Raw genomic sequence first — 26,956 nt, forward strand, 5'->3', positions numbered from 1 at the left:
AATTATTCAAAAAAGTAATATAAAATATTAAACAAATTAATATTTTAATTAAATTAATTTGTTTAATGGGTGTTTCTCATCAGGTGTTGTACCTAAATCTTTAGCGGTTTCAGCAATAATCATGTCTGTCATTGCAACAGCAGGGAATGCTAATTCTGAATTGTCGATTGGACCGTAGAGAACAAAGTCTCCTGAAGCCATTGTTTGCACAATGTTAGCACCAATGTCACATACGTGGTGTACGTCTTTTGATAACTGTGCTTTGTCGTTTTCTCTTAATCCTTTTCTGAATTCTCTTAACCAGTCCCATGCTGATGGAATGTTGTGGATACCACTACCTACTGGTAAACCTAATTTTGCTTTAACAGCAAATGAAGCTCTTACAGCTTGACCTGCACCGTTACCCATAGGGGTTACAGCAACGTCAATTAATGGATGTTTGATACCTGCTTTTTCAGCGAGTTCTAACATACCTGTTTCAGCTGTTTTACCACCGTTGTTTAAAACGTTCAATTTACCTTCTACTGAAGGGTCCATTGGGTCGAAACATAAAACGATTGAAGCTTCAAGGTCACTTTCAACTAAGTTTTGGAACTCTTCTTCGTCCATTGAAACGTTGATTGAGTTGTAAACACATTGTCCAGCAAATCCAGCTTCTGTAGCTCTTGTAGCTGCAGCCATTCTTGCTTTACCGGATGTTGAGTCCAATAACATAGGTCCGTCCCATACATCAGCTACGAAGTCAATGTAGTTAACGAGTGCTTCTTCTGAACCACCGAATACTTGCACTAATGCTGAGTTACCTGTGATATCTTGCATTTCAGCTTGCTTGTTGATTAATTCTTCAGCAGCAGCTTTATCGAAGATACCTTTTTTAGGATCTTCTACAATTTTGTGTCTTGCATAAAATATGGTGCCTGATAATGCAGTAGGACATTCTCCTGGTTGTCCTCCAAATCTTGCACCAGCTAATTCAATAATTTCCTGTTCTTTGTCGAATTTGAACATTATTCCACCTCTGTAACAATGTTATTTTATAAGATTGAAGAACTGCAAAGCTCCTGCTAATGAGTATAATAAAACGGTTCCAACTGCGAAACCAAGTACAATACCTACATCTCTTCCTGTTTTTTGACCTGTTCTTTGGAAGATTTCAGCATTTGTTCTTTCAACTCTATCTTCAACTTCGTCAAGTTTTTTCTGTAATTCTTTGAATTCCTTGTTTGGTGTTATTACTGTAGGAATTTCAGCCATCTAATCACCTTATAAATTTAATGATGGAATTATTAGTCTCTTAATATTTAAAATCCAATTTTTAATATTAATGGTATTGCAACGAATACTAATGCAAACATCATACCATATAATAAACCGGTGAGGCTTTCAGACTGAACTCCTGAAGCAAGACCCAAATCTCTTGTAGTTAGGCCTACTTTATAGTCTAGACTTTCGTTTAATTTCCTTATGTATTCAAGGTCTGGTTCTGATACAGTAGGAATACCTTCGATAGCGAAACCATCGCCTGAATCTTCTCCTGCTTCACCAGCTTTACCCTCAAGGTCTATAACCATAGCTTCTTCGTCTGTTGCACCAGGGTCTTTGGAGATACAGTCTTTAACTGTTTGTTGAATTTTTCCTTTATCTTCTGAATCAATCATGTCAATTAATTCAACGATTTGATTTTGGAATCTTGCAACTGGTTCTTTTCCAACGTTTTCCATGAAAGGAATAGCTCCTTTAGCGCCGATAATACCACCATCGTCACCAATTCCGTTTTCATAGAGAGCTTTGAAACATTGTCCTGTAATGTGTCCTTGAACTTCTGAACCTGTCACAACCATAAATCTGATGTTAGGATTTGAAATGTAGTTAACAATAACTTTTTCAATACCCAAGTTTTCTGTGTGGCAAGGTCCTGAGATAGCTGCACCTGCTTCGATAGCTGCTTCATCTAATCCGTGTGAACCCAATGTAACAACAGCTACACAGCTTTCAGGATTACCTACAACATATTCACCATTAGCAACAGGCCATCCTGCTGCAGGGGCTTTTTTATCTGCCATATTTTAGCACCTCCTGGAAGGCATATATGTTTTGGTTTGGTTTAGAATTTACATATTTTAATTTATTTTAAGTTCAACGTTTTAATTGGTAATTTAACATAATTATTAATTATTAATTATTATATCGTAATTATTAATCGTCTAACCTATTTAGATACCAATCCGTGTTTAAATTCATCTTCATTAATCAAATAATCAATAATCATTATTTTATCTATTTATCGTAAGTTAATATACTTAAATATAACCTATCAATAAATTCACAATAAATTAATAACAATTATCAAATTAATTAAATTAAATTAATAACATACTGTATATAAGAAGTGACAAGAATAAACCTATTGCAACACCTTGGATTTTACCGTTATAGTATCCAGAGTTGTATTTGTTAACAATTGCAGCTTGTTCAATCTGTTTTGAGATGATTCTCATTCTTGATTCTATAATTGCCATTTCTGGGGATGTCATTTTAACTGATGAACCTTCTTCTTCTCCAGCTCCGCCTGCTTTACCCTCAAGGTCTATAACCATAGCTTCTTCTTCGAATGCACCAGGGTCTTTGGAGATACAGTCTTTAACTGTTTGTTGAATTTTTCCTTTATCTTCTGAATCAATCATGTCAATTAATTCAACGATTTGATTTTGGAATCTTGCAACTGGTTCTTTTCCAACGTTTTCCATGAAAGGAATAGCTCCTTTAGCGCCGATAATACCACCATCGTCACCAATTCCGTTTTCATAGAGAGCTTTGAAACATTGTCCTGTAATGTGTCCTTGAACTTCTGAACCTGTCACAACCATAAATCTGATGTTAGGATTTGAAATGTAGTTAACAATAACTTTTTCAATACCCAAGTTTTCTGTGTGGCAAGGTCCTGAGATAGCTGCACCTGCTTCGATAGCTGCTTCATCTAATCCGTGTGAACCCAATGTAACAACAGCTACACAGCTTTCAGGATTACCTACAACATATTCACCATTAGCAACAGGCCATCCTGCTGCAGGGGCTTTTTTATCTGCCATATTTTAGCACCTCCGTGTCAAATTAAACAATTTAGAGACCGATTAGGCTTAAATCCGTTTTAATGATTAAGAATACTGCGAGCATTAAAATTGACAAGGCAATCCAGAAACCGAAGAACATACCTTGGAATAAACCACCAGTTTTGTATGTACCTTCTCTACCAGCATATGATTTCATTGGTGCGTTTCTTGGGTCTAATGAATTTTCCAATGCTATCGCAAGTTTTTCTAATTGTTCTATTTCTGCTGAAACAGGTTTTAAATCAGTAACAAGAATATCTTTTCTCATTTCTGCAATTAAACCTGTATCGATGTCCAATACTACATTTATATCAGGACATACTTTAACAATTTCCATTTTATCACCTTATTCTTCTTTCTTAGGCAATTCTGGTGTGTATAAAACATCTGAAGCATCGTTCAAAGACATTTTTACAAACATAGCATATGTAGCAACCCATAACACTGCTGAGATAACAGTTGATATTGCATCTAATTTTGAGATTGCGAATACTAACCATGCTAATAAACCACAAGCAATTGCAAGGTACATTGTTCTTCTGTGACTTTCATTAGGTCCTAAACATGCGTTGAATGGGTGTAAAATTGCAATACCTGCTGCAATAAATGCTAAACCAATCATTCCTGTTTCTATTGCACCTGGAATAAATACGTTTGCTGAAAATCCGCCTGCAAATGCAGTACAGAATCCCAAAATTGATAAAGCACCCATTAATGATAATTTTATCATACTTGATACAATAATAGGCACTTTCATACCTACAGGGTTTTGTGTTAACTTACCTACAATCGCACCAATTGCTAAGGATACAACAACTGCAATTATCGGTGTAGCCATTGAATCAATGCCCATTGCTACTGGTAAATATACCGCTGCAAGTGCTGATAATGTACCCATACCTAAACTTACCATACCAATTGAAGGAACACCGGTACCTAAACCGTATGCTGCTACTCTTCTTGTTGTGTTAGCTCCCGCTACACACGCTGGAACAGTTAATGCTCCGCCTATTAACATTGCATATTCTGGAAGAAAGTTTGCAATATACATTCCAATTAATGATAATACAAGACCAATCCCGAGAACTTGGTTTTCAGGAAATAGTTCTGCTGCGTGTCCTCCGCCACCATGTGACATAATTACACCTCATAATTTTTAATTAAAGTCCCATTGACATTCCTATTAATATTAAAGCTGCAACTAATGATGACACTGTTGAAGCAATAACTCCATTAGGCATTTTCTTAAATTTAGGGTCGTGGAAACCTTCAATGGTACCACCAATGTTGTATGAAGCAAGAACTGCATTCATGAAGAAGAATCCAACTGCTAATACTCCCGCAATTGCAGGTATTGTAAATCCTAATCCTAAAAGACCTACATAAGCCATTCCTCCACCGATTCCACCTAAAGCTGCTCCTATTAATCCACTAACGAAACAAACTGTTGGAATACCGTGACCAGTTGTACCTGGTGTGATAAATGCACTTTGTGGGTCTTTTGTGATTGGGTCAACATCACATTTATCTGCTGCTGGCACAATACCAACACCGTAAACGTAAATTAATTGACCGATTAACATAGTTAATCCTAACATAATCATAGCACCAACAGCACCTGATAACATAATCAAGAGTGCGTGAACTGGGTTGCTTATTATTATGCCAGGTTGTGCAGCCATTCCTGCAGCCGCTAATAAACCTGTGAAACCTGCACCTGCAGCCAACTGAGTTGTACCGGTACCTACCCCGGTTGAAGTAGCCATCGCAGCTGGTGCACCACCTACTGGAACAAAGTGAACACTTGCGTTAATAATTGCTCCTGCAAGGGTGATTTCAACAAGAGGTAATATAATACTTGAAATATCCATATTATCACCATTACTTTATTAATTATTTGTATGGCCCGTACTTGTTTCTTGCATATACTTCTACTTTTCTGTTAATTATTGCAGCACCAATTACAAGTAATGTACCTAATATAATTGCAATGATAGCTTTCATAACAAGGTCTGCACCCATCAAGTCACCGATAATGTTACCAGTAACGGTTCTCCAACCATCTAAGAAGATGATTAAACCGAAACAGAGACCAGTTAATGGACCTCCGAGTCTTGAACAGAAGTATGATGAATCTAAACCATTTCTAATACCAGTTTCTGCTTTAATATCAATGTCACCTTGATTAGCAACAGGAATACCACCACCGAAAGCGTATTTTTGGTATTCTCTTTCAGCACCGTAGTGAACGTCACCGGTTGATGAACCGATAGCACCAACTGTGATACCGAAGATTAAAGCTACCAATGGCAATGGGAATGGATTACCTAATGCTAATGTAGCCAAGTAAGCTGCTAATAACATAGTAAAAATTGCTATAAAACCGTGTCCCATTATAGGACCCATGTGTGTACTTATAACGTCCATGTATACTGGTTGGTTAAAGTTTTTGGACTGACCTACAATCCTACCTAAGTATGCGCTCAATGAATATGCACCATGTGTAATTGCACCTACTCCTGAACCTACTATTAAACCTAAGATTGGATTGTATCCGCCATTCATTAAAGCCCATGCTACAGCTCCTGCAACCGCTACGTATAAACCGTAGGATACAGGTTCACCGGAGATAGCTTTGTTGAAATATCTGTGTATGTTACCCATTTGAGGACCTAATTGCACCTGAGAGTTAGGGTTTGACTGTGAACCTACATCGGATTCTAAGTCTTCTGCACAACCGGAAACAGTTGCAGCAGCACCTGCCAAGGCTAGGGCTCCAAGGGTTAATAATGTTGGATCCATTTCTTTCACCTCATTGATTAAGGTAATATTGGCTATTTGTTAATTAAATATTTTAAGAATTCGTTAAACATTTCTTTAAACATTTAATGGCGTTAACTATTCAAATATTATTTAATCATATGATATATATTACTTTCCATTTCATTAATAAGCAAAATGACCTTAATATTTAAAAATACAATTAAAAAATCCTTTAATTTAATTAAAGATTTTTTTATTAAAGTAATTATCTTTTTAAATGCTTTTACATCTAACTTATTAATGGTGGATGTTAATATCATGTACTAAAATTAACATCAATATTTATTTTATTTCTAGTATTATAATTATATTATGATTTAATCTGCATCATATTTTAAAATTTAAATATTGATAAAATTTACACAGATAAAAATAATTACATATAATTAATTTCAACACTTTTTTGATGTCATAGTTTATTAAATAAAAATTGAATTCGATTAACATTAATTATAATTGTTACATATAATATAACAATTTTTAAAATATATAAAAAAAGGAAACCATATTAGGTTTCCTTTAGTTTTCTTTTACTATTTTACCCAATCTAATAATAAATTAATAATAAATTAGTAATTAACTTAGATTTTAGCAGGTAAGATAGGGTCTCTTTCACCAGCAGCTTCGAATTCTCTTAAAGCACCCCTAGCAATTTCTTTTCTAGGTTTTGAGAAGTCAAATACTAATGAAGGGTCAGCGAATGCAACTTTGATTAATGCGTTTGTAGCAAATGCGTCTCCTCTAGCTGAGTGTGCAGACTGTGCAATACCCGCGTATTCACCTTGGTGACCTACGTTCATTGCATAGTTAGGGTAGTTAGGACCTCTTAATTCTAATGGTGAAGCTTCATCGTTTCTTATTGCTAAGGAGTTTGAAGCACCACATTGGTCTTGTAAGTCGTAACCGTAGAATCCAAGTCTGCTGTGGTATTCTTTGTGTAATATTTGTGATAAGTACCAGCCGTTAACACCAGCGTTTGAGTTACCGGTTGCCATACATACTGAAATACCAGCTGCAGCAGCAGCAACAGCAGCTCTTTGTGAGCCACCGAAGTGGTCTTCTAATAATGCTGGGTATTCATCATACTGTTCTAATGCGTAGAGTGTAACTTCTGAAGCGATGTCTTCTACTACATCCATTGTAGCTTTAGTTCCGCATCTTCCGTATTTTTTCTCTACGTATTCGTATCCGTAGTATGAGAAGTCATCTAAGATGTCATCTGTGTATGATGCTGTAGCATATTGTGTGAATCCTACACCACCAGACATGTATGAACCAAGCCAGATTTGGTCGTATAAAGCAGCACCAGTTGCAACTACCTCTAATGATTGCTCAACAGGGTCGTCGCTAACTCTTGTTGTTTGTACAACATCTGATAAGATACCAAATCTAACTCCACCTGGTTCGTTTGGACCTCTTGCTCTTCTTCCTGGTAAAGCGTTACCCATCTGAATAACATCAGCGTGCTTAGCAGCGTATGAGAAATCAGCAATTGCAGCTTCTCCCGCACATAATTTGTATGCTGTAATAAATGACATACCAATCTGCATTGCAGACCATCTTGAAATTGTACCACCGTCACATACTCTACCAACGAGTGAAGGTACTCTTGATACTTGGTATGTTTTTTTACCGATAGCAGCTTTTAAAGCTTCAGCCTGTTCTTCAGGGAACAATTTGTTGATATCAATTACAAATCTGTCATCTAATTCATCAGCTAACTCATCGTCACCGGTGAAGATTTTAGCGTAACAGTCCCATGCTAATGAAGGGTGAACTTCCACCATGTGTTCTTGAACAACAGCTCCCCCTGGGAGTGAGTGGTTGATTGTGTGCATGTACTCGTTGATTGTTTCAGGAGTTACTTCAACACCCAATCTTTTTTCAAGAACCATGTGAGCTGTATCCATACCTACGATAACAGTTCTTCTGATATCGTCCCATAATTGTTGGATTGCAGCGTTGTTCATAAAGTGTAAATCGTCGCCTTCTACATAAGTATCAGTATTTGATATTTTGTAAGGCATTAATTTTCTTTGTCCTAATGGTACACCAATGTCTGGGTTGTACATAGGAATTCCGCCCCTTTTCTCAGCAACAATTTTTTCGTTTTCTGAAACGAATTCTTGCTTCCTAGCTGATTGTTGCCATCCACCGTATGTATAGAACTTGGTGAATTTTTCTTTAGGGTCTTCTTCAAACTTTTCTTTTAATGCTTTTAAGAATAATCTTTTTTCAGCTTCCATATAGGTTCACCTCAAGATTTATGAGAGGTTTCTCTCCCGTAAGGGTGGTAATATTTAATTATAAGTATGTGTCGAAGATTTCATTGAGTGGACAGTATCCACCAAGTGTTCTTGCTCTGTGTATTCTTTTAACAACTTCTACAACTTCCATGTCGTCTCTCATAGCAACGCCATCTTTTCTGTAGATTGTTGTGATTTCTTTTAATTTTTCTTGAGGTACTGGTTCTCCTACATCAACAGGTTCGTCCAATGGTCTTCCAACCTGGTCTTTAACATATAATATATGTCCTGTTGCTTCGTCAAACTCGTATCTTTGTAATGCATCGAACATTACTCCGTTTTCATCTAATCTTAATGAGTGACCGTGTACAGTAGCTCCTCTCATACCTGTTGTAGCAGGGTCGAATAACTCTGTATCAACTAAGTAGTTTTTGGAGATGTCTTCTAAGTTGCTTTCTCTTAATTCCACAACTTGTCTTCCTGATAATGTACCACAGTCTACTCCTCTAAATCTTGACATGTAGAGTCTTGATCTGTCGTATGGTTGTGATGGAGCAAAGTACATTGAGTCTGCAAACTGAATGTATCTAATTCTGTGTCCTTCTTTTGCACCGCTGATAGGTTCTACTAAGTCTCTTACGTAGTCTTCAGCTAAGTCCATTTCTTCTAAAGGTGGGTGAACGGTTTTGTAATCTTCACCTGGTTGTCTGTGACCCATTATTTTAACAACGTCTTCATCTGGAATTTCTCTTAATTTTTCCAATTCAAACGCTGGGTTAATGTGATTTCTTCTGTTCTCAGCAACTTTTGTTGCACCAGGGTAGAACTGAGGCTTGTATGCCATAAGATCACCTTATTTCAAGTGTTTTTTTATTTTTTCAATAATTTCATCAATTTTAGATTGTGGTGATGATTCTCCCCTTACAACTCCAGTAACTATTTCAACAATAGTTCCCTTTGTTTTTGGTTCTATCGGGATTACATCAGCAGTTTTAATTCCGATTTTAGCGAAGTCTTCCATATCAATTGGAGTTTGGCAAACAACTATTGTAGGTATGGTAACGTATCTTAAAAACAACCTCGCCTTATATACAACGTGGCTTTTAACGTTTCCAAAGTGAATAATACATAATTTATGCCTATTAACTTGTTCTACTTCCTCAGGTTTTAAACCAAAAGTTGAACCTAAACTATTTGGTGCATCTGCTGGAAGTCCACTACCTGCATTTAGTACAAGTACACTTGTTTGAATACCAGATTCCCTTATTCCATAGGTAATTTCGCAAACAGGTTTTGTGATATGTCGCCTGCCGGGTGACATTGCAACTACTACAACATCATTTTTTAGACCTTCAGCAAAGGTTCCTCTCTGAGCTAATCCGCCACCTTGGCCTAATCCCATAACAGCTCTACAGTCAACAATCTGCTCTCTCCTACCTACTGGCAAATTATTCACCTTTTTCGCTTTTTGGGATAAGTGAAACAGAGTTCTCAAATCTACTTCTAGGGTCTGTAACACCTAGCATTCTCTTATCTATATTATTTACGAAACTTTCACCGTATTTCATGTAATCTGTAACTGTTGGAGAATCTTTTATAAATCTACCTTCCGATACTTTGTATCCGTATGGGAATAGTTCTTTACAAATTTCATCAATTTTAGACAATTCAGTTTCATCATCTAATAATATCCAAAATCTACCTACTTGTAAGGTTAATTGAACTTCAACACCCTGAACATTAATGAGTTTTCTCTCACTATGGTTAACAGGAGTGCCTTTTGCAGGTCCATAATTAACTTTTTGAGGTAATGATTCACCATGCATAATTACTCTTTGTACGGTTTCTAATGAATAAGCACTATTAAGGAATTTTTCCGTAGTAGTCGCTTTTAAGAACCTATGTGGAAAGACTTCAATTTCAATCATTTTTTTACCTGGTTTATTCGATTATTTTAAAATACAATTTAATTTTTATATTCATTATACTGTATTTTATAATTTAATCGATTTTTATCAGTAACATAAATTTAGAAATTAGATTTTCGGAATTTATTATTTAAAATTTAATAAAATTCAAATATCTAATTAGAGTTTGTTTTGAACTTCTAAAGCACCTTCAATTACATATTTTAAAGGTTCTCTGAATTCATCAAATGCTGAGTATACTGTACCAACTAATGCTGAAGTTTTTTCAGGTGAGAACATCTGTGTACCAGCGTCCATACACATAGCTGCACATACAGGAGGTATAGCAAATCCTTTTGAGTGTCTTGTTACAACGTGGTTACCGTTGAAGATACCTGGTCCTCCACCACCGTAGATTGAGTGTGAGAAGAATGAGAATCCTACTGCAGTACCCATTGATCTACCGTAGTCAACACCTGGTAAACCAGTTTCGTACTCGAGAATATCGTTATAGTATAAAATAGTTGAAGCAACGTTCTGTGCAGCTCTAGCAGCACCACAGCTTACCATAACCGCAGCAACTAAACCAGCAGCAGCGTAAGCGTTCCATTTGTTTACATCTGCAGGTTTGTACATGTTGAAGCCTGAACCTAATGTTTTGTCCACAACAATAACGCCATCTGCGATTGCTTTTTCTACAATACTGTTAACAACTGAACCAACTGTACCAGTTGCATTAGCTTTAACTAATTCAACTACTAAGTTATCAGCGTTTAAACCTTGGTAAGCTAAACCTAACAAGTGTTGTCTTTCGAATGAACCAACTGCATCTCCCATTTCAAACATAGCTGTTTGTTCTAAGATTGATGAGAATGCGATAGCGTTCATTAAACTCTTTTTAGTTGTAGCTACAGCGTGGTTTACAGGTATGTTTCTTAAAGCGTAACCTAAACCTTCTAATTTTGATGGAGCACCTAATAATGATGCAATGTTACCACCAGCGTAGTCCATATCTTGTGGATATTGACCCATGATAGCTGAGTGTACTGTTGAACCGTCAAACATGTCAATGTTGAAGTTTGTGATAAGAGCTTCTTTTAAAGCCATACCAGTTGACAACATTGATACTGAGTATTCTGCAGCAACATCTAATCTTTTTGAAGGTACTTGCACAGCCATCTGTTTACCGCCGTTAATTAATTTAACTTCGGTATCATCGCCAGCTGAAACTTGCAATATACTTTTTACTTTGTCAGCGATAGCTTCTGCATCGCCTATAACATCTAATTCTATATTTCTACCAGGAACCTGGCAACCTTTACCGCCAATTTTACCTTTAGCTAATGATTCTTCAATACCAGCTAAGTTAACAGCAACGGTTCTTTTAATATTTTTAACCATCCCCATTATAGTTGGGTTATTTAATGGGCTGATAGCTTCCAATGGTACATCTTCTGCTACTTGGTTTCCTTTCGCATCAAATAGACATATCTTATCTTCATACTTTACCATAGGAATCACTCCTATTTTTTTGATATATACATCATAACATTACTCTATGTATATATATTCACTTTTTCATTAACATTAAATAGAAAAGTTTATATATAAGATGTTAATAACACAATAATTTGAATTTGAATACTCAAAAAATGGGCTTTAATATATAAAATTAAGATGAAAATAGATGATTTTTTAAAAAAATGTTATTATTATATCTCAATATCTAAATATTAGATTAATATTAATTATTACCCAAATATTTCAATGAATATTTAGTTTTGAATAGTATATTACGAATAGGGCGTTTTTTATTACCTACTACTATTTTCCGAAGATTTTTTAAGACTCTCTTAAAATTAATCATCCTCTAGACAGTATTATAAATATCAAAATTTTAAATACTTTGTATTATCAATATATGAAAAAGTATTACATTATAATATTTTAGTATTACTAATTTATAAAATAGTATGATATATTCATATGATTTTACTACTAAAATTTAAGACAGATTAAATAATATACTATGATAACCAATAATAATTAATTTATATTTATAGAAATAATAGTATTTCAATAATGAATTTGATATTTTGAATGGCAAGTTTACCTTACAGAACTTCAAATATCATAGACAATGTTGTTAGTATATTAGTAATAAAGCAATGAATAAACCAAGTGATTTTATGAAAAATTTTAATGATTTTAACGATTTTAACGATTTAGACTTTTTCGACCCTTTTCAAATGGCAAACGAAAAAAGAAAAAACGACCAAAAATATGATAACTTAAAAACCCAACTTCTCATTGATTTAAAAGGTGAGCCCGGTAAAAATTGTGGAGGTTTCTGTAAATTCTGTTACTTTAGAAAGGTAAGTTTCAAAAATCCAGAACCTTTGGGCTGTAATCAGTGCACTTATCATATCGGTTGTGATTATTGTACTAACTCCATAAGGGAAATTAACGGCGATTTTATACCTTTACCGTTTGCAATTCAGCAAATACAAGATTCACTCATGTTTAAAAGATATGATAAAATAAATATTACAAGTGGAGGAGATACAAGCTATTATCCTTATCTAGAGGAACTTTGCCGAGAAATAGCAAGTATGGGTTTAAATATCCATTTAGGCTATACTTCAGGTAAAGGAATAAAAAGCCTACAGTCTGCAAAAAATATGGTCGATTGTGGTGTCGATGAAGTAACATTTTCAGTTTTTTCAACAGACTCAGAACTTAGAAAAGAATGGATGAATGATAAAACTCCAGAAATTTCAATAGAATGTTTAAAACACTTTTGTAAAAATTGTGAGACACATTGTGCAATAGTTGTAGTTCCTGGAGTAAATGATGGGGAAGTTTTAAAGAAAACAATAGCTGATTTAATAGATTGGGGCGCAAATGCTATAATTTTAATGAGATTTGCAAATAAAATAGAAAATGGATTAATATTCGGAAATGAACCTTTAATTGAGGGTATAGACGTTCAAACAATGGATGAATTTAGGGCAGTTGTAGAAGAAATGTATAATTTATATGGTAATCAAATAAGACTTTCAGGAACGCCAGTTTACGACCCCATAACTGATACACCATTCGCAATCTTAAAAGATGATGAAACAATAATGGAATTAAGAAAAAGCATAAGGTCAGAAGCAACAATTATAACGGGTTCAGTTTCGTACACTTTCCTTTCAAAAATTTTCAAAGACACGCCTATAAATGTTATAAAAGTTAATAAGGATATTTCAGACCTTATAACTAAAAAAGATTTGGAAGAAATAAATTTAAATGAATTAAAAGAAACAGTTTTAATTCCCTCAAGAGCATTAGTTCATGATAGAGATATGGAAGAAATTTTGAAGAAGGATGGGGTTGATAGAATTGTTTTAAGGGGTGTTGATAAATTAACGTTAGATGGTGAAGTTAGTGGCGTTTATACAAAAGAACAAGCAATCGAATTTGAAAAAGAATGTTTCACAGAATTAATTGAAAAAATAAACTTCTTTGGAAGCCCTATAAAAAATAATTAACCAAAAATAAATAATAACTAATAATCAAATAAAATAAAAATAACTCTTTTAAATTTTTAACCACTCAATAAATCAATTTACTATAAAAATAAGATTTTAGTTATAATATATTAATAATCGTAAATCTAAATTAATAGATATATTTACTATAAAAAAAATGCCGAGGGGGGGACTCGAACCCCCGACCTCTCGGTTTCCCAGGACCCAAGGAATTATATCCTTGGGTATTTTCCGTATGAGCCGAGCGCTATAACCAGCCTAAGCCACCTCGGCAAATCTCCACATATTCATCGTAATCCTACTAATTCATCTTGGCTACTTTAACATACTCAAAACATCTATATATAGTTTTCTATTACTTAAAATACCCAAATATATAAGTTTATGGATTTATTAACCAAAACATTTATTTATTAATTATTTAGCGAAAACTATATATATTTAAAGATATGATTAGACTATGCAATTAATTTATATACCTCATGCTGTATGCTATCGGCATATAAGCTGTTTTAGTGCGAGGGTCGCCGAGCCTGGTCAAAGGCGCTAGATTGAGGGTCTAGTCTCGTAGGAGTTCGAGGGTTCGAATCCCTTCCCTCGCATATATTTTATAAAAGACTTTTTTAAACTTATAAATTATCGATTATTGAGTAATTATATTGTATTTATTGTATTTTATCATAAATTTACCATTATAGTAGGTTTGTAATTGATGATTATAGTTGATATTTATTTATTAAATAAATTTTATAGATTTATACAATAATATCTGAATTATTAAATTTAATTTAGATTATAATTATTATAATTAGGTTCAATATAATAAATGAAATAATAACAAATTGGGCTGAAAGTATGAACTCAAAAAAAGATGTAAAAGAGATTGTCGTATGTGTAACTGGTGCAAGTGGTGCAATTTACGCAAAAAGACTATTAGAAGAATTAAAAAAAGATGAATCCGTAATTACCTCGTTAGTAGTTTCAAAAATGGGTATTTCTACAATAAAATATGAGTTAAATATGGATATACACGATTTTTATAAATTAGCAGATAATGTGTACAATGAAGATGATTTTTACGCACCGATAGCCTCAGGCTCTCATAAATTTGATTCTGCAGTAATAGTACCATGCTCTATGAAATCGGTTTCAGCAGTAGCTAATGGTTACGCAGATAATTTAATTGCGCGAGTATGTGACATATGTCTAAAAGAACATAGGAAATTAGTATTGATTACTAGAGAAACGCCTTTAAATGCAATTCATTTGGAAAATATGACTAAATTGGCTAAATTGGGTGTTGTAATAATGCCACCAGTACCGGCATTTTACAGTTTTCCAAAAACTGTGGATGATATTATATACTTCACAGTGGGTAGGATATTGGATAATTTAAGAATTAAAAATAATTTAGTTAAGCGTTGGGGCGATGAATAATTTAGGTATTTTTTAGTATTTTTTAAAGATTTTTCTTTTTTTTAGAAATATATCATTATAATTATATAATATATTGGATAATATATTCCTACTAAAATTTATCAAATTATAATAATTATATGTACTATCAAATTTATCATCAAAATTTATCATCATGTTATAATTTATACGGTGAAATCATGCTTGACAAATTAGGTCAAAACATTTCAACTGCACTAAATAAAATCAAAAGTGCAACATTAGTGGATAAAAAATTAATTAAAGAAGTTATAAAAGATATCCAAAAAGCTTTAATCCAATCGGATGTTAATGTTAAACTCGTTTTAAAAATGAGTAAAGATATTGAAAAGAAAGCAATCGAAGAGAATCCTCCAAAGGGTTTATCAAAAAAGGAGCATATTGTTCAAATAGTTTATAATGAACTCGTACAAATGATTGGTACTGAACCTCAAAAATTAGATTTGGACCCTTCAAAAAAGTCAATTATCTTATTGGTCGGTATCCAAGGAAGCGGTAAGACGACAAGTTCTGCAAAATTGGCAAGATTAATTCAAAAAAGGGGATTGAAGCCAGCTTTAATTGCAGCGGATGTTTACAGACCTGCAGCATACAAGCAATTGCAACAACTCTCCGAAAAAATAAACGTTCCACTATATGGTGACGAAACAAGAACCAAAACCCCTATCGAAATAGCAAAAGATGGTTTAAATAAGTTAAAAAAAGCAGATGTATTTATTATCGATACTGCAGGTAGACATAAGGAAGAATCTGGACTTTTAACTGAAATGAAAGAATTAAAAGACGAATTGAATCCAAAAGAAATTATACTGGTTATTGATGGTACTTTGGGACAACAAGCTAAAAACCAAGCTAAAGCATTTAAGGATGCTGTAGAGGATATAGGCAGTATTTTAGTTACTAAATTGGATGGTTCCGCAAAAGGTGGTGGTGCGTTAAGTGCTGTAGCCGAAATAAACGCTCCTATTAAATTCATCGGTACTGGTGAAGGTGTAGACGATTTAGAAACATTTGACCCTAAAAAATTCATATCAAGACTTTTAGGTATGGGTGATTTGGACAGTTTACTCGAAAAAACCGATGATATCGTAGAAGACGCAAACGAAGAAGATATCGAAGCAATACTTAAAGGTAAGTTTACATTAGTAGAATTGTATTCGCAATTGGAAACAATTTCTAAAATGGGGCCTATGAAGCAAATTTTAAGTATGATACCAGGAATGGGGGCATCAATGCCTAAAGAAGCAGCAAGCTTAACTGAGCAAAAATTAAAACGTTATAAAATTTTAATGGATTCTATGACTGAAGAAGAAAAAGAAAACCCAGAATTGATTAAAACCTCAAGAATGCAAAGAATTGCAAGAGGTGCCGGTGCAAAACAAGAAGAAATTAAGGAATTGTTAAAGTACTATCAAACAACTAAAAATGCTTTCTCAAACTTAAAACGGGGTAAGATGCTAAAAATGGGCGGTCAAATGGGTAAAATCATGAGACAAATTATGTACAAAGAATAAAATAATTAAACTAATAAAATAGTAATAAAATAATAAACTAATAAAATAATAAGATAATATAAAAATTAAAAATAGGTATTTAAATTAACCCTTTTACTTCTTTTATTTCTTTTAAATTTTTTTCAACATCTTTATTTACATTTTTATATAGACTTTGACCGTTGCTATCCATTGAAACAACCAAAGGGCCAAAGTTTTCAACTTCTAGGCTCCAAAATGCTTCAGGAATTCCTAACTCTATTTTATGAACTGATTTAACTTTTTTAACGCTTTCGGCAAGTAGGGCAGCACAACCTCCAGGTGCAGATAAATAGACAACATAATGTTCTTTAAAAACGTCCAGTAATTCGTCAGTCATACCTCCTTTACCAATAATAGCTGAAATGCCCGTAATTTCTATAAAATCTTTTTCAGTTTTATTCATACGTGCAGATGTGGTTGGGCCAATTGCAACGCACTCCCATTCTCCATTTTCATCGTCTTTCTGCCTCATTATAGGGCCTGCATGATATATTACACCGTTTTTTAAATCAACTGGTGATTTTCCCTCTTCTATTGCGGTAATATGTGCTTCATCTCTTCCAGTACAAATATTTCCTGATATGTAAACAATATCGCCCACGTTTAATTTTTTAATGTCTTCTTTTGAAATTGGAGTTTTTAAATAATATTGCATAAATTTCACCGAATAATCCTTTTTTAATAAATTAATAACTTAATAATTTACTAGTTTTGTAATAAATAAATCACTAAAATATTTAATATTATTAATATATTTTTATATTATGTAGTTTAATTATTACTATAATCATATATTTATTATAATTACATTAGACTTATTATTTAAAATTCAGATAGTGATAATATGGAAAATAATACTAATGAATCTAAAAGCTGCAGTATGGTCAAATACGCCAAATGTGGGATATCATCTCTCGTATACATACACGATAATGTAGTATCATCTTTAGAAAAAATAAGCCAACACAAATTTGATTCGTGGGAAATCGTTTTTGAAGGCACTCACGCGGAAGCTGAATGCGAAATGGATAACATTTTAAATTTAAAGCATAGTGAAATGAAATGCCAAAAAACTTTGGAAACTGTGGTTCACGCACCTTTTACAGATTTAAACCCTGCTTCACTCAATAGTAAAGTTTCAAAAGTTACCCTAGATAGTATAATCGAATCAATTGACTTTGCTTCAAAAACAAACTCTAAAGTAGTAACAGTGCACCCGGGGTATATCCCATACTTATGGAAAGATTACAAGGAGCGAGTGGTTGAAAGCAATAGAAATTTAATAAAAAAATTAGTTGAAGTAGCTGAAACGTACGACGTAACAATCGGTTTAGAAAATATGCCTAATTTTTTCGGAGTTTTAGGAACTACTCCTGAAGAATTAGCCGAACTTACAAAAGGAATCGATTCAAACAATTTAGGTATAACATTTGATATTGGTCACGCTAACACCTGTAAAGAGTTATCAACTTTAAATACTGAAGATTATGTGGCAGAATTAAACAATATTGGAAAAGGTATTGTTCATGCGCACATACATGATAATGATGGAACCGACGATTCACACCTTAAACTAAAAGCAGGTAATATTAACTTAGAAGCTGTATTTACAAACCTAAGGGACATTAATTATAACGGAATTTATAGTTTAGAATGTAGAAGTATGGAAGATGCAATTGAAAGCAGGGATATATTATCAAAAATTTTAAAAGATATCAATTAAGGGTATTAACTAATAATATTAATTAATATTATTACCTAAAATATCTCAACTGAAAATTGTTAACTGTTAATTTTTACCATTCCCCGTAAATTATATATTGAATACACAAATATGTAATTATAATGTACATAGAATTTAATTTAATTTAATTTAATTTAATTTAATTTTAAGTAAAAAGATTAATCGGTGAAATTTATGAAAGTAGCAATATTGGGCGGAACTGGAGACCAAGGATTGGGTCTTGCAATGAGATTTGCAATGAACGAAAATAATAAAGTTATCATTGGTTCAAGGAAAGAAGAAAAAGCAATGGAAGCTGCAAAAGAAGCAATGCAACGTTTAGATACCTTAAAATCAATTACTTCGAAAATAACTATAAACGCAATGACAAATTTAGATGCTGCAAAAGAAGCAGACGTAGTAATTTTATCATTACCTTTTGAATACACAATTTCAACATTAAAAGATTTAAAAGAAGTCTTAGAAGGTAAAATTGTAGTTTCTTTAATGGTTCCATTAGCAAGTGCATTCGGAGACAAACCTACAAGGGTTATAACTTGTCCACAAGGTTCAGTGGCTGAAATGGTACAAGCTTACTTACCAAGGTCAACTATTGTAAGTGGTTTCCACAATGTATGCCACAAGTGTTTATGCGATTTAGAAAACCCAATCGATTGTGACGTATTAATTGCAGGTGACGATAAAGAAGCAAACAAAATTGTTGTAGAACTTGCAAATACAATAAATGGTGTTAGAGGAATTGACTGTGGAAAATTGGAAATTTCAAGATACATCGAACAGATAACTCCACTTTTAGTTCAATTAAATATAAAATACAAGGCTAAAGGAACAGGATTAAGAATAACAGGTTTAGATTTATAAGGTTAATCTATAATTCTTTATTTTTTATTTTTTAATTTATTTTTACTTTTATTTTTTATTTTTTAATTTTTGAAAATATCAATTGATTTGTGATAAACATGTTTAACTTAGATAATAAAAAACTAGATAACTTTTTAGAAAAATACATGAATTTTGGGATATTATTTATACCCTTATCAATAATATTCATTCCCCAAATAGGATTTGATATAATTCTATGGTATTTTATAGGAATTATTTTAATAATATTATCGTCCGAATTTATTAAAAAAGATGATAATAGTGAAAACCCAATCTAATAAAAAATATTCTTTTTTAATTTTTGATAAAATAGTTCTTTTTATGTTAAAATATATTACTAGTTTTAATTTGTTTTTAAAAATTGAAAAAATAAAGATTTGGGTATGTAAGTACCTTATTTAATAGGTACGAACATTGAACCTCTTGTAGCACCCATACCTGGGGAACCGTGTTGAACTACAGCTCTTGTTGGTGCAAATTCACCAATGAATCTACCAATAGCTTCTTCAACTAATTTTACTTCTTTGAAAGCTTTACCGTTGTAAATACCGAATGATAAACCAATCATTTCAGGAGTAATCACAAAGTCTCTGCAGTGTGTTCTGATAACTCTTGGTTCTTTTCCTCTATTTACGAGTTTTCTTGCCTTTTTAATTTTCATAACCAATTTTCTTTGGTTTGCAGTAATTCCTCTTTTCATAGTTCTTCTTTGTCTTGAAGGAATTATCTCCATGAATTTTTTTACAGGCATTTCTTGCAACTGTTCTAATGTGTATCCTTTGTATTTGAATTCTACTCTTCTTCTAGGAGCCACATTTTGTTTAGTTGACTTTTTTCTTTTGCCGCCTTTTCCACTAAACTTTTTTTGTCTGGCCATGTTTATTCACCTTAGTAATAATAATCAATTATTTTATAATTGTTAATCTTAAGCATAAATGATTAACTGATTAGCGCAATTATCTTTTGCCACCAGTTCTTCTTGAAGCTATGTGACCAACTTTTCTACCTGGTGATGTGTGTCTTGAAACGCTTGTAGGTTTACCTGTGTGTTGGTGTCTACCTCCCCCGTAAGGGTGGTCTACTGCGTTCATTGCAACACCCCTAACTCTTGGCCAAGCAACAGCTTTAGCACTTAAAGCGTGGAATTTCTTACCTGCTTTCAAAAGAGGTTTTTCTTTTCTTCCACCACCAGCAACTACACCGATTGTAGCTCTACATGATGGGTTTAAAACTTTTGGATATCCGGAAGGTAATTTGATAATAGTTTTTCCTACGTCGTGTGAAACAACGTGAGCATAGCAACCACCAGCTCTAACTAATTTACCACCGTCTCCAGGAATAGTTTCAATGTTGTATACAGGAATACCTTCAGGTATTTCAGCTAAAGGTAATACGTTACCAGGCTTGATTTCTGCACTGATACCACAAGCAATTTCATCCCCAACTTTTTTACCTTCAGGGATTAAAACTAATCTTTCTTCACCATTTTCAAATCTTACTTTTCCAACAGGAGCGCTTCTTCCAGGGTCATGTAATACGTCGATTAAAGCACCTACAACACTGCCGGTTTTCTCTGATTCGTCGTATGACCTGTATTTAACAGCTCCTTTTCTTTTATGAGATGGGGATGTGTATTTAGGAGTCCCTCTACCTCTATTTTGGGATATTAGTCTTTTACCCATTTATATCACCATCGATTGTATCTACAAGTGTGTGTTTGAGTAATCTGATTTTACTTGTTTTCATCTTTTACGATAGGATTTACCACATAGGGTGAAATTCAATAAGTTTTCATCTTTTAATAAACATTGCGGGTTGCATCGCTTATTGTGGATAGAATTATCTGAATTTCCTTGTTCGTATGTTTGCAAAATGCTAAGTAAAATTAGTAAATACCTAAGTTTGCAGCTACTTCACTTGCATCAAATTCTTCTTTTAATGTAATGTAAGCTTTTTTAAGTCCTTTCGGTGTTATTTCGGTGTTAATGCTTTTAGCTTCAACTTCGAATAACTCTTTCATAGCTTTTTTAACGTCTTCTTTTGTGGCTTTCCTTTCCACATAGAATACAATCTTGTTTTCTTCCTCTATCAGTTTCATTGTTTTTTCGCTGATAATAGGTGTTTTAATTACGTCAAAGGCATCCATTGCCATTCACCTCAAAGTCTACTTTGACCAAATAATTGCAAACTTTAAGACAAATCAAATCTAATTTAATTTTATAGTCTTATAATCTAAATATAGAATATCTTATTAGATTTTATTCTATTAATTTATTCTATTTTATTTTATATTCCTAACAATTATTAGATTTATTCAACTTGTTGCAATTTGCAATTTTTAACCATTGATATATAATCGAATAATAGATTATTAAATTTAAATAGGATAATTATTCGAATTTTTCCTTTAATGCTTCAATAGCTCCTTCAGTCCAAAGGGTTAACCTACCTGCAGCAGTACCTGGTGCTATGTGCATAGTACCTAAGTCATCAGCTGTGATTACGTCAACACCTGGAACGTTTTTGGAAGCTTTAACAGCATCGCAAGCTTTTGATACAACAACCAAAACACTTCTTGGTTTTTTGTATTTTCTTCCTCTTAATTTACCTCTACCGGCTTTAATTGAGATACCGTCTTTAGCTCTTGCTAAGTCTGAATCTAATTTTAAAGCTTTGAATACTTCTAAAGCATCTTTTGTTTTGGTAATACTCTCGAATTCTTCACTTACGATTAAAGGTAATGCTGGAACATCAGGTATGATGTGTCCTCTTGCTTTTACAATTTCTACGTTTGCACTTGCAGCAATAGCACTTTGTAAAGCTTTTAATCTTTCTTTTCTGTTGATTCTTTCTAATAAAATCTTTTCTACTTTAGGCCCGTGTGCTCTTCTACCGCCAACTGCTTGAGGTACGAAAGCTGCACCACCTTGAGCGGTTCTTCTTACTCTTGCCCTACCGTGACCTTTACCGATTGATTTAGCAGAAGTTCTGTGACCAGCTAATAAATTTGAACCTTTTGGTTGTAATTTTGCGGTCAATGATGAAATTACAGCTCTTTTAATCAAGTCAGGTCTGTATTCGGTGTTGAATACGGATGGTATTTCTACTTCTCCTTTTTCAGAACCATCTAAGTTGAATATTTTTGCGTTCATAAATTTACACCTGCTCGTGTTTTATTTATAGGTGATTGATTTAATGAATTTTCTTCTTAGCATTAATGAATATCCCATAAATAATTCAATTATAGTTAATTATATCAATTATAATTCAATTTTTTTATTTTCTATTCATTTTTATCTACGAAACGTTATCCGATTAGTTTCCTTGTTTTGACTCGGTACTGATGTATGTAATTTCAGGTAATCCGAATTTGTCAACTGGTGCTCTGATAGCTCCTCTTAACATAACTAATCTTTTAGCAGGACCTTGAACGGTACCTTTTACTAAAACGTATCCATTTTTAAGTACACCGTAGTTTAAGAATCCACCTTTAGGTGTAACTTCTGTTCCTTCTGCACCAATTTTGAATATTCTCTTGTTATATTCAGTTCTTTGGTGGAAACCCATCTGACCAGGTAAAGGTACTGACCACATAACTCTTCTTGGTCTCCAAGGACCGATTGAACCTGTGTGTCTACCTACACCTTTTCTTTGGTGTTTACCGAACTGTACTTTGATGCCCCATCTTTTAACTGAACCTTGGAAACCTTTTCCTTTGGTTACAGCTATTGTATCGATGATTTCTCCAGTTTCAAATACGTCGTTGATTGACAATTTTTGACCGAGGATACCTTTTGCATAGTTTAATCTTTCGTTAACAGTGCTACCGCCAACTCTAATTTCAACTACTTCAGGTTTTTTCTTAGCAATTGCTGTTTCTTTAGGAACTGTGTTTACAATAACTCTTACGTCAACGATTTCGTTAACTAATGAGTCTAATGTGTCAACTGATTTCAATTCTTTTTTAGCAACAGTTAATTTTCTTGCTAATTCCTGGTCTAATTCTGGAGCCCAAACTTCTGTCAATACTTTTAATCCGTTTGTATCTTTTTTGTAAACTCTGATACCAGCAATTGTGATATTTGGAGTTTCTAAAACAGTTACAGGGGATGCTACTTCTTGCTCAGCATTTGGACTTTTTGGGTTGTTTTCAACATATAAAGCATGTGTTACACCAGCTTTATATACAGGGTAAGCTTGGAGTCTCACTTTTTCGTCAGCAGGCCATGACCTGATTTTTGGAACGATTCTTTTAGCTCTTTTTCTTGGGCTAAATGCTAAAGAACCTCTACGAGGTCTATTTTTTTTCATACCCATATTCTAACCTCCTTATAATTAACCCCATAGTGTAATTATTAGGTTATCGTCAGTTATTGTTATTATTTACTTTTTGATATTACTGCATACTTATACGATATTTCAATATCGATGAAATCGCGTGTTTACACCTATAAAGTATACAGCAATCGGCTAAATCACTATAATAAATTTATAATTAGCCTTTTAAAGTGTTTTAAGTTTTTGAAAGTTTATTTTCAAATATTTTAACATATTATATAATATAGATATTTAAAATATTGCAAAATAAAAGCAACCTATTAATGGCTCACGCCTTTTCAGGTTTTCCATATAGTTGCTCTATCAATGTAGAGTATCACAATATATATAGTTTACTCAAAAGGATTATACAATATCTAATTCTAATTTTTATGTTAATATTTAGATAATATCTGTATCTATAATATAGATTATTTAGATAGAATTATAAAATATTCTTAATTTATTCTCTAATTTGTTTAAAGTAGTTGAAAATAAATATATAAATAAACTTAAAACATAATTGCAATTGAGATATAAATATCTGTAAATATATTATATAAATTTTAGTATCGTAAGTTACTAATATAATCATAATATCATAACCCTAATATCTGATAAGTTATAAAATATTTAAAAAATACGCAAAAAACTTAAAAATAAGAATAAAAATAATATAAAGGTGTTATTTTGGAAAAAGACTTAAAAAACTTAGAAAACTTAAAGAACTCAAATAATTTTGAAAATCAAGAAGAACTTGTAAATTTCTTTGAAAATAAAGATTTAAAAAGAGAAAAAATATTAAAACTTTCAAGGGAAATCGTAAGAAATTGCGGAATAATTATTAGAAAAATTCAAAAAGACGAAGAAGTATCATTTGATGAATTAACAACAGATTTAAACAATTTACATGCTCATACAACAGAGTTTCCGGAGTTTAAAAAATATTTGGGTACCCCTCAACAAGAATACGTTGAGGCAAAAGCATACCATTTAATAACAACATATAAAAAAATACCAACATACGCGGAATTAAAAGAAGAATGTGTAACTTTGTCAAAAGAAAGTTATATTTTGGGTTTATGTGACACGATAGGGGAGCTCCGTAGAAAAGTTTTGGATTGCATTTCTAAAGATAATAAAGATGATGCAGAATTTTATAACGAAACAATGGAAATCTTATACGATTTTATTATGAAATTTGATTACTATCACGTTATTGACAATTTGAGAAGAAAACAAGATGTTTCAAGAAGTTTGGTGGAAAAAACAAACGGTGATTTTGTTAATTTTATTGAAAATTTAAAATTGAGAAATGAATTAAAAAAATTACAGAAATAAAATTAAAATCGTAGAATTGGGGTAAGATGGATATACTGTATATAGTCTCAATAATGGGAGTTTTAGGTATCTTTTTAGTACTTGGATACACCCTTATAGATACACTTTCAACATTAGCAGGTGCAAAATTAACAAAAATAGATTTAAACTTTTTAAAATCGTTAAAAATTTCTATATATAGCTCAATAGCTTCTATATTGTTAATGTTCGTACCATTCGTTGGTTTATTTGGCGGTGTATTGGTAATCGTATATCTAATAAAAGAGGAAGCTCAAACAACTTGGAAAAAAGCAATTATTACATATTTAATTAGATTCGTAGTTTTAAATGTCGTTCTTATAACTCTAACGTTAATGGCACTTTTAACAGGTATTATAAGTGTTTCAGAACTTATATATCTTTTAAGCAATTTTTAAAATAGAATATATAATATTTAACTTTTTAATCATTTTTAAAATAAAAAAATTTAAGGGGGGATTGTATCAAAAAATAGGGGTGTTCCTTAATATATATTAGTATTTACGCTATTGTTAGAGTATGTTAGTATTATTTAATTACTTATTAGATTATTATTTTTTTATACAGTAGCATATAACTTTATTATATTAATAATTATCTATTTGTAAGATATCTAACTATTTAATTCCCCTATAAGTTTATTTATTATCCTTCAAAACTAATTAGTCTAAATATAATTAATAAATTATAAACTAATAAATTTAAATCTATAAATATATTTGCCTAAAATAAAAAGTAGGACAGCGGGGATTCGAACCCCGGACCACTCGGTTATCAGCCGAGCACTCTAACCAGGCTGAGCCACTGTCCTAATGTTCTAAATATGATTTAAGATTTCTTGTTTTACCTTTCATCTTAAACGCAAATTCAACTATGCGCTTATACTATATAAAGCTTTTTATCATTAATAAATTTAAATTTAATGTTTTTTTACAAAATAAAGAATTTTTAAGTTAATTTACAAATAGTTTATAATTCAACTAAAAAAATATGAATTTTATAATTTTATATTAATATTTTAATTTATAATTTTTAATATAATTTAGTCTATAAGTTTATTCAAAGCATCAGGTATGGCTTCAATTATCTCATTGATTTTAGTATCTGGAGTAGGGGTAACCATATTTGCAATTTCTCTGTTTACCATACAACCCAACGTACAAGCTTCAGATATTTCATATCCGCAGTAAATTAACCCCGAAATAATGCCTGTTAAGTTATCGCCCGTACCTCCGATACATTCCATAGCAGCGTGTTTTGGTTCTGAAACTGTGGCTATAATTTCTCCATTTTGGACAATATAGTCTGTTTCGCCTTTTATTACCATATTTTCAGGCATCTTACCTGTTTCATATGCCATTTTTATTAATTTAATTACATCTAAGTCGTCGACTTCAGATATAAAACCTCTAACATATGCAGGATGTGATGAATCCTTATCGGCTAAAAATGCTAATTCCCCAACATCTGGTAAAAATAACTTAAATTCATCGCCTATGCCTGCAGCTTTCCCTGCGTACATTCCACCTGCATCTCCAACCACGAAATTTCTTTCAAAATCAATTTTCGTTATTTCAGATATTTTAGGTTTTATATAATGTACTATGAGGAATTTGTTGTTTAATCTGCTGATTTCTTCATATATTTTGGTGCTACCTTCACCATCTCCAATATCGCCAGCTAAAATTGCAACTAATTCATTACTTCTATTAAAATATTGAAGTGTTTTGTAACAAGACGCCACTAGTGTGGCAGTACCCATTGAAATAGGTATTTGAACAGTATTTTCGGGAATGTTTTCATTGTAGAATCTTATATTATCAAAAGAAATTTCAACGTTCCCTCTTGTAAGTCCCAACCCTTTGATAGGTATAGTTCCTGCAATAACCATTTCGGAGAATTTATTATCTTCCATGATATCCCCACATGTCTTTTAGATATATTTTAAATTTGCGATATAATTGATTACACATTATACATAATATATGAATAATATATATTATTTAATTTATTTTAATCAATATGTTTACACAATATGTTGA

Annotated in this window: 28 protein-coding genes and 3 tRNA genes; 9 read left to right on the forward strand and 22 right to left on the reverse strand. The window is 32.5% G+C overall.

From position 1 onward, the window contains the following. Nucleotides 1-48 precede the first annotated feature (48 nt). The 13 genes from mtrH to mcrB all read right to left on the reverse strand — a co-directional run bounded on the left by mtrH (nt 49) and on the right by mcrB (nt 11,598). Nucleotides 49-1,008, reverse strand: a complete 960-nt coding sequence (gene mtrH / locus M2325_RS01210; RefSeq protein ID WP_209590206.1) for a tetrahydromethanopterin S-methyltransferase subunit H — start codon at nt 1,006-1,008, stop codon at nt 49-51. A gap of 21 nt (nt 1,009-1,029) precedes the next feature. Beyond that, entirely contained in the window at nt 1,030-1,254 is a 225-nt protein-coding gene (gene mtrG / locus M2325_RS01215) for a tetrahydromethanopterin S-methyltransferase subunit MtrG (protein WP_209590207.1), read from the reverse strand. A 47-nt stretch (nt 1,255-1,301) separates the two neighbouring features. Beyond that, entirely contained in the window at nt 1,302-2,063 is a 762-nt protein-coding gene (gene mtrA / locus M2325_RS01220; protein ID WP_209731620.1) for a tetrahydromethanopterin S-methyltransferase subunit A, read from the reverse strand. Nucleotides 2,064-2,360: 297 nt separating this feature from the next. After that, nucleotides 2,361-3,089: a tetrahydromethanopterin S-methyltransferase subunit A gene (mtrA, locus tag M2325_RS01225; protein WP_209590209.1), complete on the reverse strand. Its 729-nt coding sequence runs from the start codon at nt 3,087-3,089 to the stop codon at nt 2,361-2,363. Nucleotides 3,090-3,120: 31 nt separating this feature from the next. Beyond that, the gene (locus tag M2325_RS01230; RefSeq protein ID WP_209590210.1) at nt 3,121-3,447 is read right to left on the reverse strand and encodes a tetrahydromethanopterin S-methyltransferase subunit B; all 327 of its coding nucleotides are present in this window, start codon (nt 3,445-3,447) and stop codon (nt 3,121-3,123) included. A gap of 9 nt (nt 3,448-3,456) precedes the next feature. Next, complete coding sequence (gene mtrC / locus M2325_RS01235) at nt 3,457-4,248, reverse strand: tetrahydromethanopterin S-methyltransferase subunit MtrC (protein ID WP_209590211.1); 792 nt, start codon at nt 4,246-4,248, stop codon at nt 3,457-3,459. 22 nt (nt 4,249-4,270) lie between these two features. Beyond that, entirely contained in the window at nt 4,271-4,981 is a 711-nt protein-coding gene (mtrD, locus tag M2325_RS01240) for a tetrahydromethanopterin S-methyltransferase subunit D (RefSeq protein WP_209590212.1), read from the reverse strand. A 22-nt stretch (nt 4,982-5,003) separates the two neighbouring features. Beyond that, nucleotides 5,004-5,912 carry a tetrahydromethanopterin S-methyltransferase subunit E gene (gene mtrE, locus M2325_RS01245; protein WP_209590213.1) on the reverse strand — a complete coding sequence of 303 codons (909 nt, stop codon included), beginning with the start codon at nt 5,910-5,912 and terminating at the stop codon, nt 5,004-5,006. 602 nt (nt 5,913-6,514) lie between these two features. Then, on the reverse strand, nt 6,515-8,179 hold the full coding sequence (mcrA, locus tag M2325_RS01250; RefSeq protein ID WP_209590214.1) for a coenzyme-B sulfoethylthiotransferase subunit alpha: 1,665 nt from the start codon (nt 8,177-8,179) through the stop codon (nt 6,515-6,517). Between the two features lie 58 nt (nt 8,180-8,237). Further along, complete coding sequence (gene mcrG, locus M2325_RS01255) at nt 8,238-9,023, reverse strand: coenzyme-B sulfoethylthiotransferase subunit gamma (protein WP_209590215.1); 786 nt, start codon at nt 9,021-9,023, stop codon at nt 8,238-8,240. A 9-nt stretch (nt 9,024-9,032) separates the two neighbouring features. After that, nucleotides 9,033-9,626: a methyl-coenzyme M reductase I operon protein C gene (mcrC, locus tag M2325_RS01260; protein WP_209590216.1), complete on the reverse strand. Its 594-nt coding sequence runs from the start codon at nt 9,624-9,626 to the stop codon at nt 9,033-9,035. Between the two features lies 1 nt (nt 9,627). Continuing rightward, nucleotides 9,628-10,107, reverse strand: coding sequence for a methyl-coenzyme M reductase operon protein D (mcrD, locus tag M2325_RS01265; protein WP_209590217.1), 480 nt, complete (start codon nt 10,105-10,107; stop codon nt 9,628-9,630). A 159-nt stretch (nt 10,108-10,266) separates the two neighbouring features. Next, nucleotides 10,267-11,598 carry a coenzyme-B sulfoethylthiotransferase subunit beta gene (gene mcrB / locus M2325_RS01270; RefSeq protein ID WP_209590218.1) on the reverse strand — a complete coding sequence of 444 codons (1,332 nt, stop codon included), beginning with the start codon at nt 11,596-11,598 and terminating at the stop codon, nt 10,267-10,269. A 737-nt stretch (nt 11,599-12,335) separates the two neighbouring features. Here mcrB and mmp10 point away from each other — a divergent pair. Beyond that, nucleotides 12,336-13,622, forward strand: coding sequence for a methyl coenzyme M reductase-arginine methyltransferase Mmp10 (gene mmp10 / locus M2325_RS01275; protein WP_259050843.1), 1,287 nt, complete (start codon nt 12,336-12,338; stop codon nt 13,620-13,622). Between the two features lie 158 nt (nt 13,623-13,780). Here the strand turns inward: mmp10 and M2325_RS01280 are convergent. After that, nucleotides 13,781-13,895 (reverse strand) — tRNA-Met (locus M2325_RS01280). A 244-nt stretch (nt 13,896-14,139) separates the two neighbouring features. Between M2325_RS01280 and M2325_RS01285 the strand changes: the two genes are divergently transcribed. The 3 genes from M2325_RS01285 to M2325_RS01295 all read left to right on the forward strand — a co-directional run bounded on the left by M2325_RS01285 (nt 14,140) and on the right by M2325_RS01295 (nt 16,591). Beyond that, nucleotides 14,140-14,224, forward strand: a tRNA-Leu gene (locus M2325_RS01285). 253 nt (nt 14,225-14,477) lie between these two features. After that, nucleotides 14,478-15,059 carry a UbiX family flavin prenyltransferase gene (locus tag M2325_RS01290; RefSeq protein WP_259050612.1) on the forward strand — a complete coding sequence of 194 codons (582 nt, stop codon included), beginning with the start codon at nt 14,478-14,480 and terminating at the stop codon, nt 15,057-15,059. A 179-nt stretch (nt 15,060-15,238) separates the two neighbouring features. Beyond that, the gene (locus tag M2325_RS01295) at nt 15,239-16,591 is read left to right on the forward strand and encodes a signal recognition particle protein Srp54 (RefSeq protein WP_209590221.1); all 1,353 of its coding nucleotides are present in this window, start codon (nt 15,239-15,241) and stop codon (nt 16,589-16,591) included. 79 nt (nt 16,592-16,670) lie between these two features. On the opposite strand, the gene M2325_RS01300 is transcribed toward M2325_RS01295, so the two are convergent. Beyond that, nucleotides 16,671-17,267: a FumA C-terminus/TtdB family hydratase beta subunit gene (locus tag M2325_RS01300; RefSeq protein ID WP_209590222.1), complete on the reverse strand. Its 597-nt coding sequence runs from the start codon at nt 17,265-17,267 to the stop codon at nt 16,671-16,673. Between the two features lie 189 nt (nt 17,268-17,456). Between M2325_RS01300 and M2325_RS01305 the strand changes: the two genes are divergently transcribed. The 3 genes from M2325_RS01305 to M2325_RS01315 all read left to right on the forward strand — a co-directional run bounded on the left by M2325_RS01305 (nt 17,457) and on the right by M2325_RS01315 (nt 19,516). Beyond that, a complete protein-coding gene (locus M2325_RS01305; protein ID WP_209590223.1) occupies nt 17,457-18,335 on the forward strand; it encodes a sugar phosphate isomerase/epimerase family protein in 879 nt (292 codons plus the stop codon). Between the two features lie 195 nt (nt 18,336-18,530). Then, nucleotides 18,531-19,217, forward strand: coding sequence for an NADPH-dependent F420 reductase (npdG, locus tag M2325_RS01310; RefSeq protein WP_259050613.1), 687 nt, complete (start codon nt 18,531-18,533; stop codon nt 19,215-19,217). A 98-nt stretch (nt 19,218-19,315) separates the two neighbouring features. Beyond that, a complete protein-coding gene (locus M2325_RS01315) occupies nt 19,316-19,516 on the forward strand; it encodes a hypothetical protein (protein WP_259050614.1) in 201 nt (66 codons plus the stop codon). Nucleotides 19,517-19,632: 116 nt separating this feature from the next. On the opposite strand, the gene M2325_RS01320 is transcribed toward M2325_RS01315, so the two are convergent. The 5 genes from M2325_RS01320 to M2325_RS01340 all read right to left on the reverse strand — a co-directional run bounded on the left by M2325_RS01320 (nt 19,633) and on the right by M2325_RS01340 (nt 23,555). After that, nucleotides 19,633-20,115 carry a 30S ribosomal protein S19 gene (locus M2325_RS01320; RefSeq protein ID WP_209590226.1) on the reverse strand — a complete coding sequence of 161 codons (483 nt, stop codon included), beginning with the start codon at nt 20,113-20,115 and terminating at the stop codon, nt 19,633-19,635. A 79-nt stretch (nt 20,116-20,194) separates the two neighbouring features. Further along, complete coding sequence (locus M2325_RS01325; protein WP_209590227.1) at nt 20,195-20,920, reverse strand: 50S ribosomal protein L2; 726 nt, start codon at nt 20,918-20,920, stop codon at nt 20,195-20,197. Between the two features lie 203 nt (nt 20,921-21,123). Then, entirely contained in the window at nt 21,124-21,384 is a 261-nt protein-coding gene (locus tag M2325_RS01330) for a 50S ribosomal protein L23 (protein WP_209590228.1), read from the reverse strand. A gap of 244 nt (nt 21,385-21,628) precedes the next feature. Further along, nucleotides 21,629-22,390 carry a 50S ribosomal protein L4 gene (rpl4p, locus tag M2325_RS01335; RefSeq protein WP_209590229.1) on the reverse strand — a complete coding sequence of 254 codons (762 nt, stop codon included), beginning with the start codon at nt 22,388-22,390 and terminating at the stop codon, nt 21,629-21,631. Between the two features lie 163 nt (nt 22,391-22,553). After that, nucleotides 22,554-23,555, reverse strand: coding sequence for a 50S ribosomal protein L3 (locus M2325_RS01340; protein ID WP_209590230.1), 1,002 nt, complete (start codon nt 23,553-23,555; stop codon nt 22,554-22,556). A gap of 690 nt (nt 23,556-24,245) precedes the next feature. Here M2325_RS01340 and M2325_RS01345 point away from each other — a divergent pair. Continuing rightward, nucleotides 24,246-24,896: a translin family protein gene (locus M2325_RS01345; protein WP_209590231.1), complete on the forward strand. Its 651-nt coding sequence runs from the start codon at nt 24,246-24,248 to the stop codon at nt 24,894-24,896. A 26-nt stretch (nt 24,897-24,922) separates the two neighbouring features. Further along, nucleotides 24,923-25,312 carry a hypothetical protein gene (locus M2325_RS01350; protein ID WP_209631615.1) on the forward strand — a complete coding sequence of 130 codons (390 nt, stop codon included), beginning with the start codon at nt 24,923-24,925 and terminating at the stop codon, nt 25,310-25,312. Between the two features lie 338 nt (nt 25,313-25,650). On the opposite strand, the gene M2325_RS01355 is transcribed toward M2325_RS01350, so the two are convergent. Together M2325_RS01355 and M2325_RS01360 are read right to left on the reverse strand one after the other, a co-directional pair. Beyond that, nucleotides 25,651-25,725 (reverse strand) — tRNA-Ile (locus tag M2325_RS01355). Nucleotides 25,726-25,956: 231 nt separating this feature from the next. Continuing rightward, nucleotides 25,957-26,805: an NAD(P)H-hydrate dehydratase gene (locus M2325_RS01360; RefSeq protein WP_209590804.1), complete on the reverse strand. Its 849-nt coding sequence runs from the start codon at nt 26,803-26,805 to the stop codon at nt 25,957-25,959. Nucleotides 26,806-26,956: the final 151 nt, after the last annotated feature.

Source organism: Methanococcus voltae PS (assembly GCF_024807035.1).
In the GTDB taxonomy this organism is placed as follows: Archaea; AGJL01; Methanococci; order Methanococcales; family Methanococcaceae; genus Methanococcus; species Methanococcus voltae.

Excerpts from the sequence above, each read along its gene's own strand:
- mcrG (WP_209590215.1), bottom strand. The coding sequence starts at position 9,023 with ATGGCATACAAGCCTCAGTTCTACCCTGGTGCAACAAAAGTTGCTGAG.
- M2325_RS01320 (WP_209590226.1), bottom strand. The coding sequence starts at position 20,115 with ATGGCCAGACAAAAAAAGTTTAGTGGAAAAGGCGGCAAAAGAAAAAAG.
- mtrG (WP_209590207.1), bottom strand. The coding sequence starts at position 1,254 with ATGGCTGAAATTCCTACAGTAATAACACCAAACAAGGAATTCAAAGAA.
- mcrD (WP_209590217.1), bottom strand. The coding sequence starts at position 10,107 with ATGATTGAAATTGAAGTCTTTCCACATAGGTTCTTAAAAGCGACTACT.
- M2325_RS01350 (WP_209631615.1), top strand. The coding sequence starts at position 24,923 with ATGGATATACTGTATATAGTCTCAATAATGGGAGTTTTAGGTATCTTT.
- M2325_RS01300 (WP_209590222.1), bottom strand. The coding sequence starts at position 17,267 with ATGCAATATTATTTAAAAACTCCAATTTCAAAAGAAGACATTAAAAAA.
- mtrA (WP_209590209.1), bottom strand. The coding sequence starts at position 3,089 with ATGGCAGATAAAAAAGCCCCTGCAGCAGGATGGCCTGTTGCTAATGGT.
- M2325_RS01295 (WP_209590221.1), top strand. The coding sequence starts at position 15,239 with ATGCTTGACAAATTAGGTCAAAACATTTCAACTGCACTAAATAAAATC.
- M2325_RS01230 (WP_209590210.1), bottom strand. The coding sequence starts at position 3,447 with ATGGAAATTGTTAAAGTATGTCCTGATATAAATGTAGTATTGGACATC.
- M2325_RS01330 (WP_209590228.1), bottom strand. The coding sequence starts at position 21,384 with ATGGATGCCTTTGACGTAATTAAAACACCTATTATCAGCGAAAAAACA.
- M2325_RS01360 (WP_209590804.1), bottom strand. The coding sequence starts at position 26,805 with ATGGTTATTGCAGGAACTATACCTATCAAAGGGTTGGGACTTACAAGA.
- M2325_RS01325 (WP_209590227.1), bottom strand. The coding sequence starts at position 20,920 with ATGGGTAAAAGACTAATATCCCAAAATAGAGGTAGAGGGACTCCTAAA.
- mtrH (WP_209590206.1), bottom strand. The coding sequence starts at position 1,008 with ATGTTCAAATTCGACAAAGAACAGGAAATTATTGAATTAGCTGGTGCA.
- mtrA (WP_209731620.1), bottom strand. The coding sequence starts at position 2,063 with ATGGCAGATAAAAAAGCCCCTGCAGCAGGATGGCCTGTTGCTAATGGT.
- mcrA (WP_209590214.1), bottom strand. The coding sequence starts at position 8,179 with ATGGAAGCTGAAAAAAGATTATTCTTAAAAGCATTAAAAGAAAAGTTT.
- M2325_RS01290 (WP_259050612.1), top strand. The coding sequence starts at position 14,478 with ATGAACTCAAAAAAAGATGTAAAAGAGATTGTCGTATGTGTAACTGGT.
- M2325_RS01305 (WP_209590223.1), top strand. The coding sequence starts at position 17,457 with ATGGAAAATAATACTAATGAATCTAAAAGCTGCAGTATGGTCAAATAC.
- mtrE (WP_209590213.1), bottom strand. The coding sequence starts at position 5,912 with ATGGATCCAACATTATTAACCCTTGGAGCCCTAGCCTTGGCAGGTGCT.
- mtrD (WP_209590212.1), bottom strand. The coding sequence starts at position 4,981 with ATGGATATTTCAAGTATTATATTACCTCTTGTTGAAATCACCCTTGCA.
- M2325_RS01315 (WP_259050614.1), top strand. The coding sequence starts at position 19,316 with ATGTTTAACTTAGATAATAAAAAACTAGATAACTTTTTAGAAAAATAC.
- mtrC (WP_209590211.1), bottom strand. The coding sequence starts at position 4,248 with ATGTCACATGGTGGCGGAGGACACGCAGCAGAACTATTTCCTGAAAAC.
- rpl4p (WP_209590229.1), bottom strand. The coding sequence starts at position 22,390 with ATGAACGCAAAAATATTCAACTTAGATGGTTCTGAAAAAGGAGAAGTA.
- mmp10 (WP_259050843.1), top strand. The coding sequence starts at position 12,336 with ATGGCAAACGAAAAAAGAAAAAACGACCAAAAATATGATAACTTAAAA.
- npdG (WP_259050613.1), top strand. The coding sequence starts at position 18,531 with ATGAAAGTAGCAATATTGGGCGGAACTGGAGACCAAGGATTGGGTCTT.
- M2325_RS01340 (WP_209590230.1), bottom strand. The coding sequence starts at position 23,555 with ATGGGTATGAAAAAAAATAGACCTCGTAGAGGTTCTTTAGCATTTAGC.
- mcrB (WP_209590218.1), bottom strand. The coding sequence starts at position 11,598 with ATGGTAAAGTATGAAGATAAGATATGTCTATTTGATGCGAAAGGAAAC.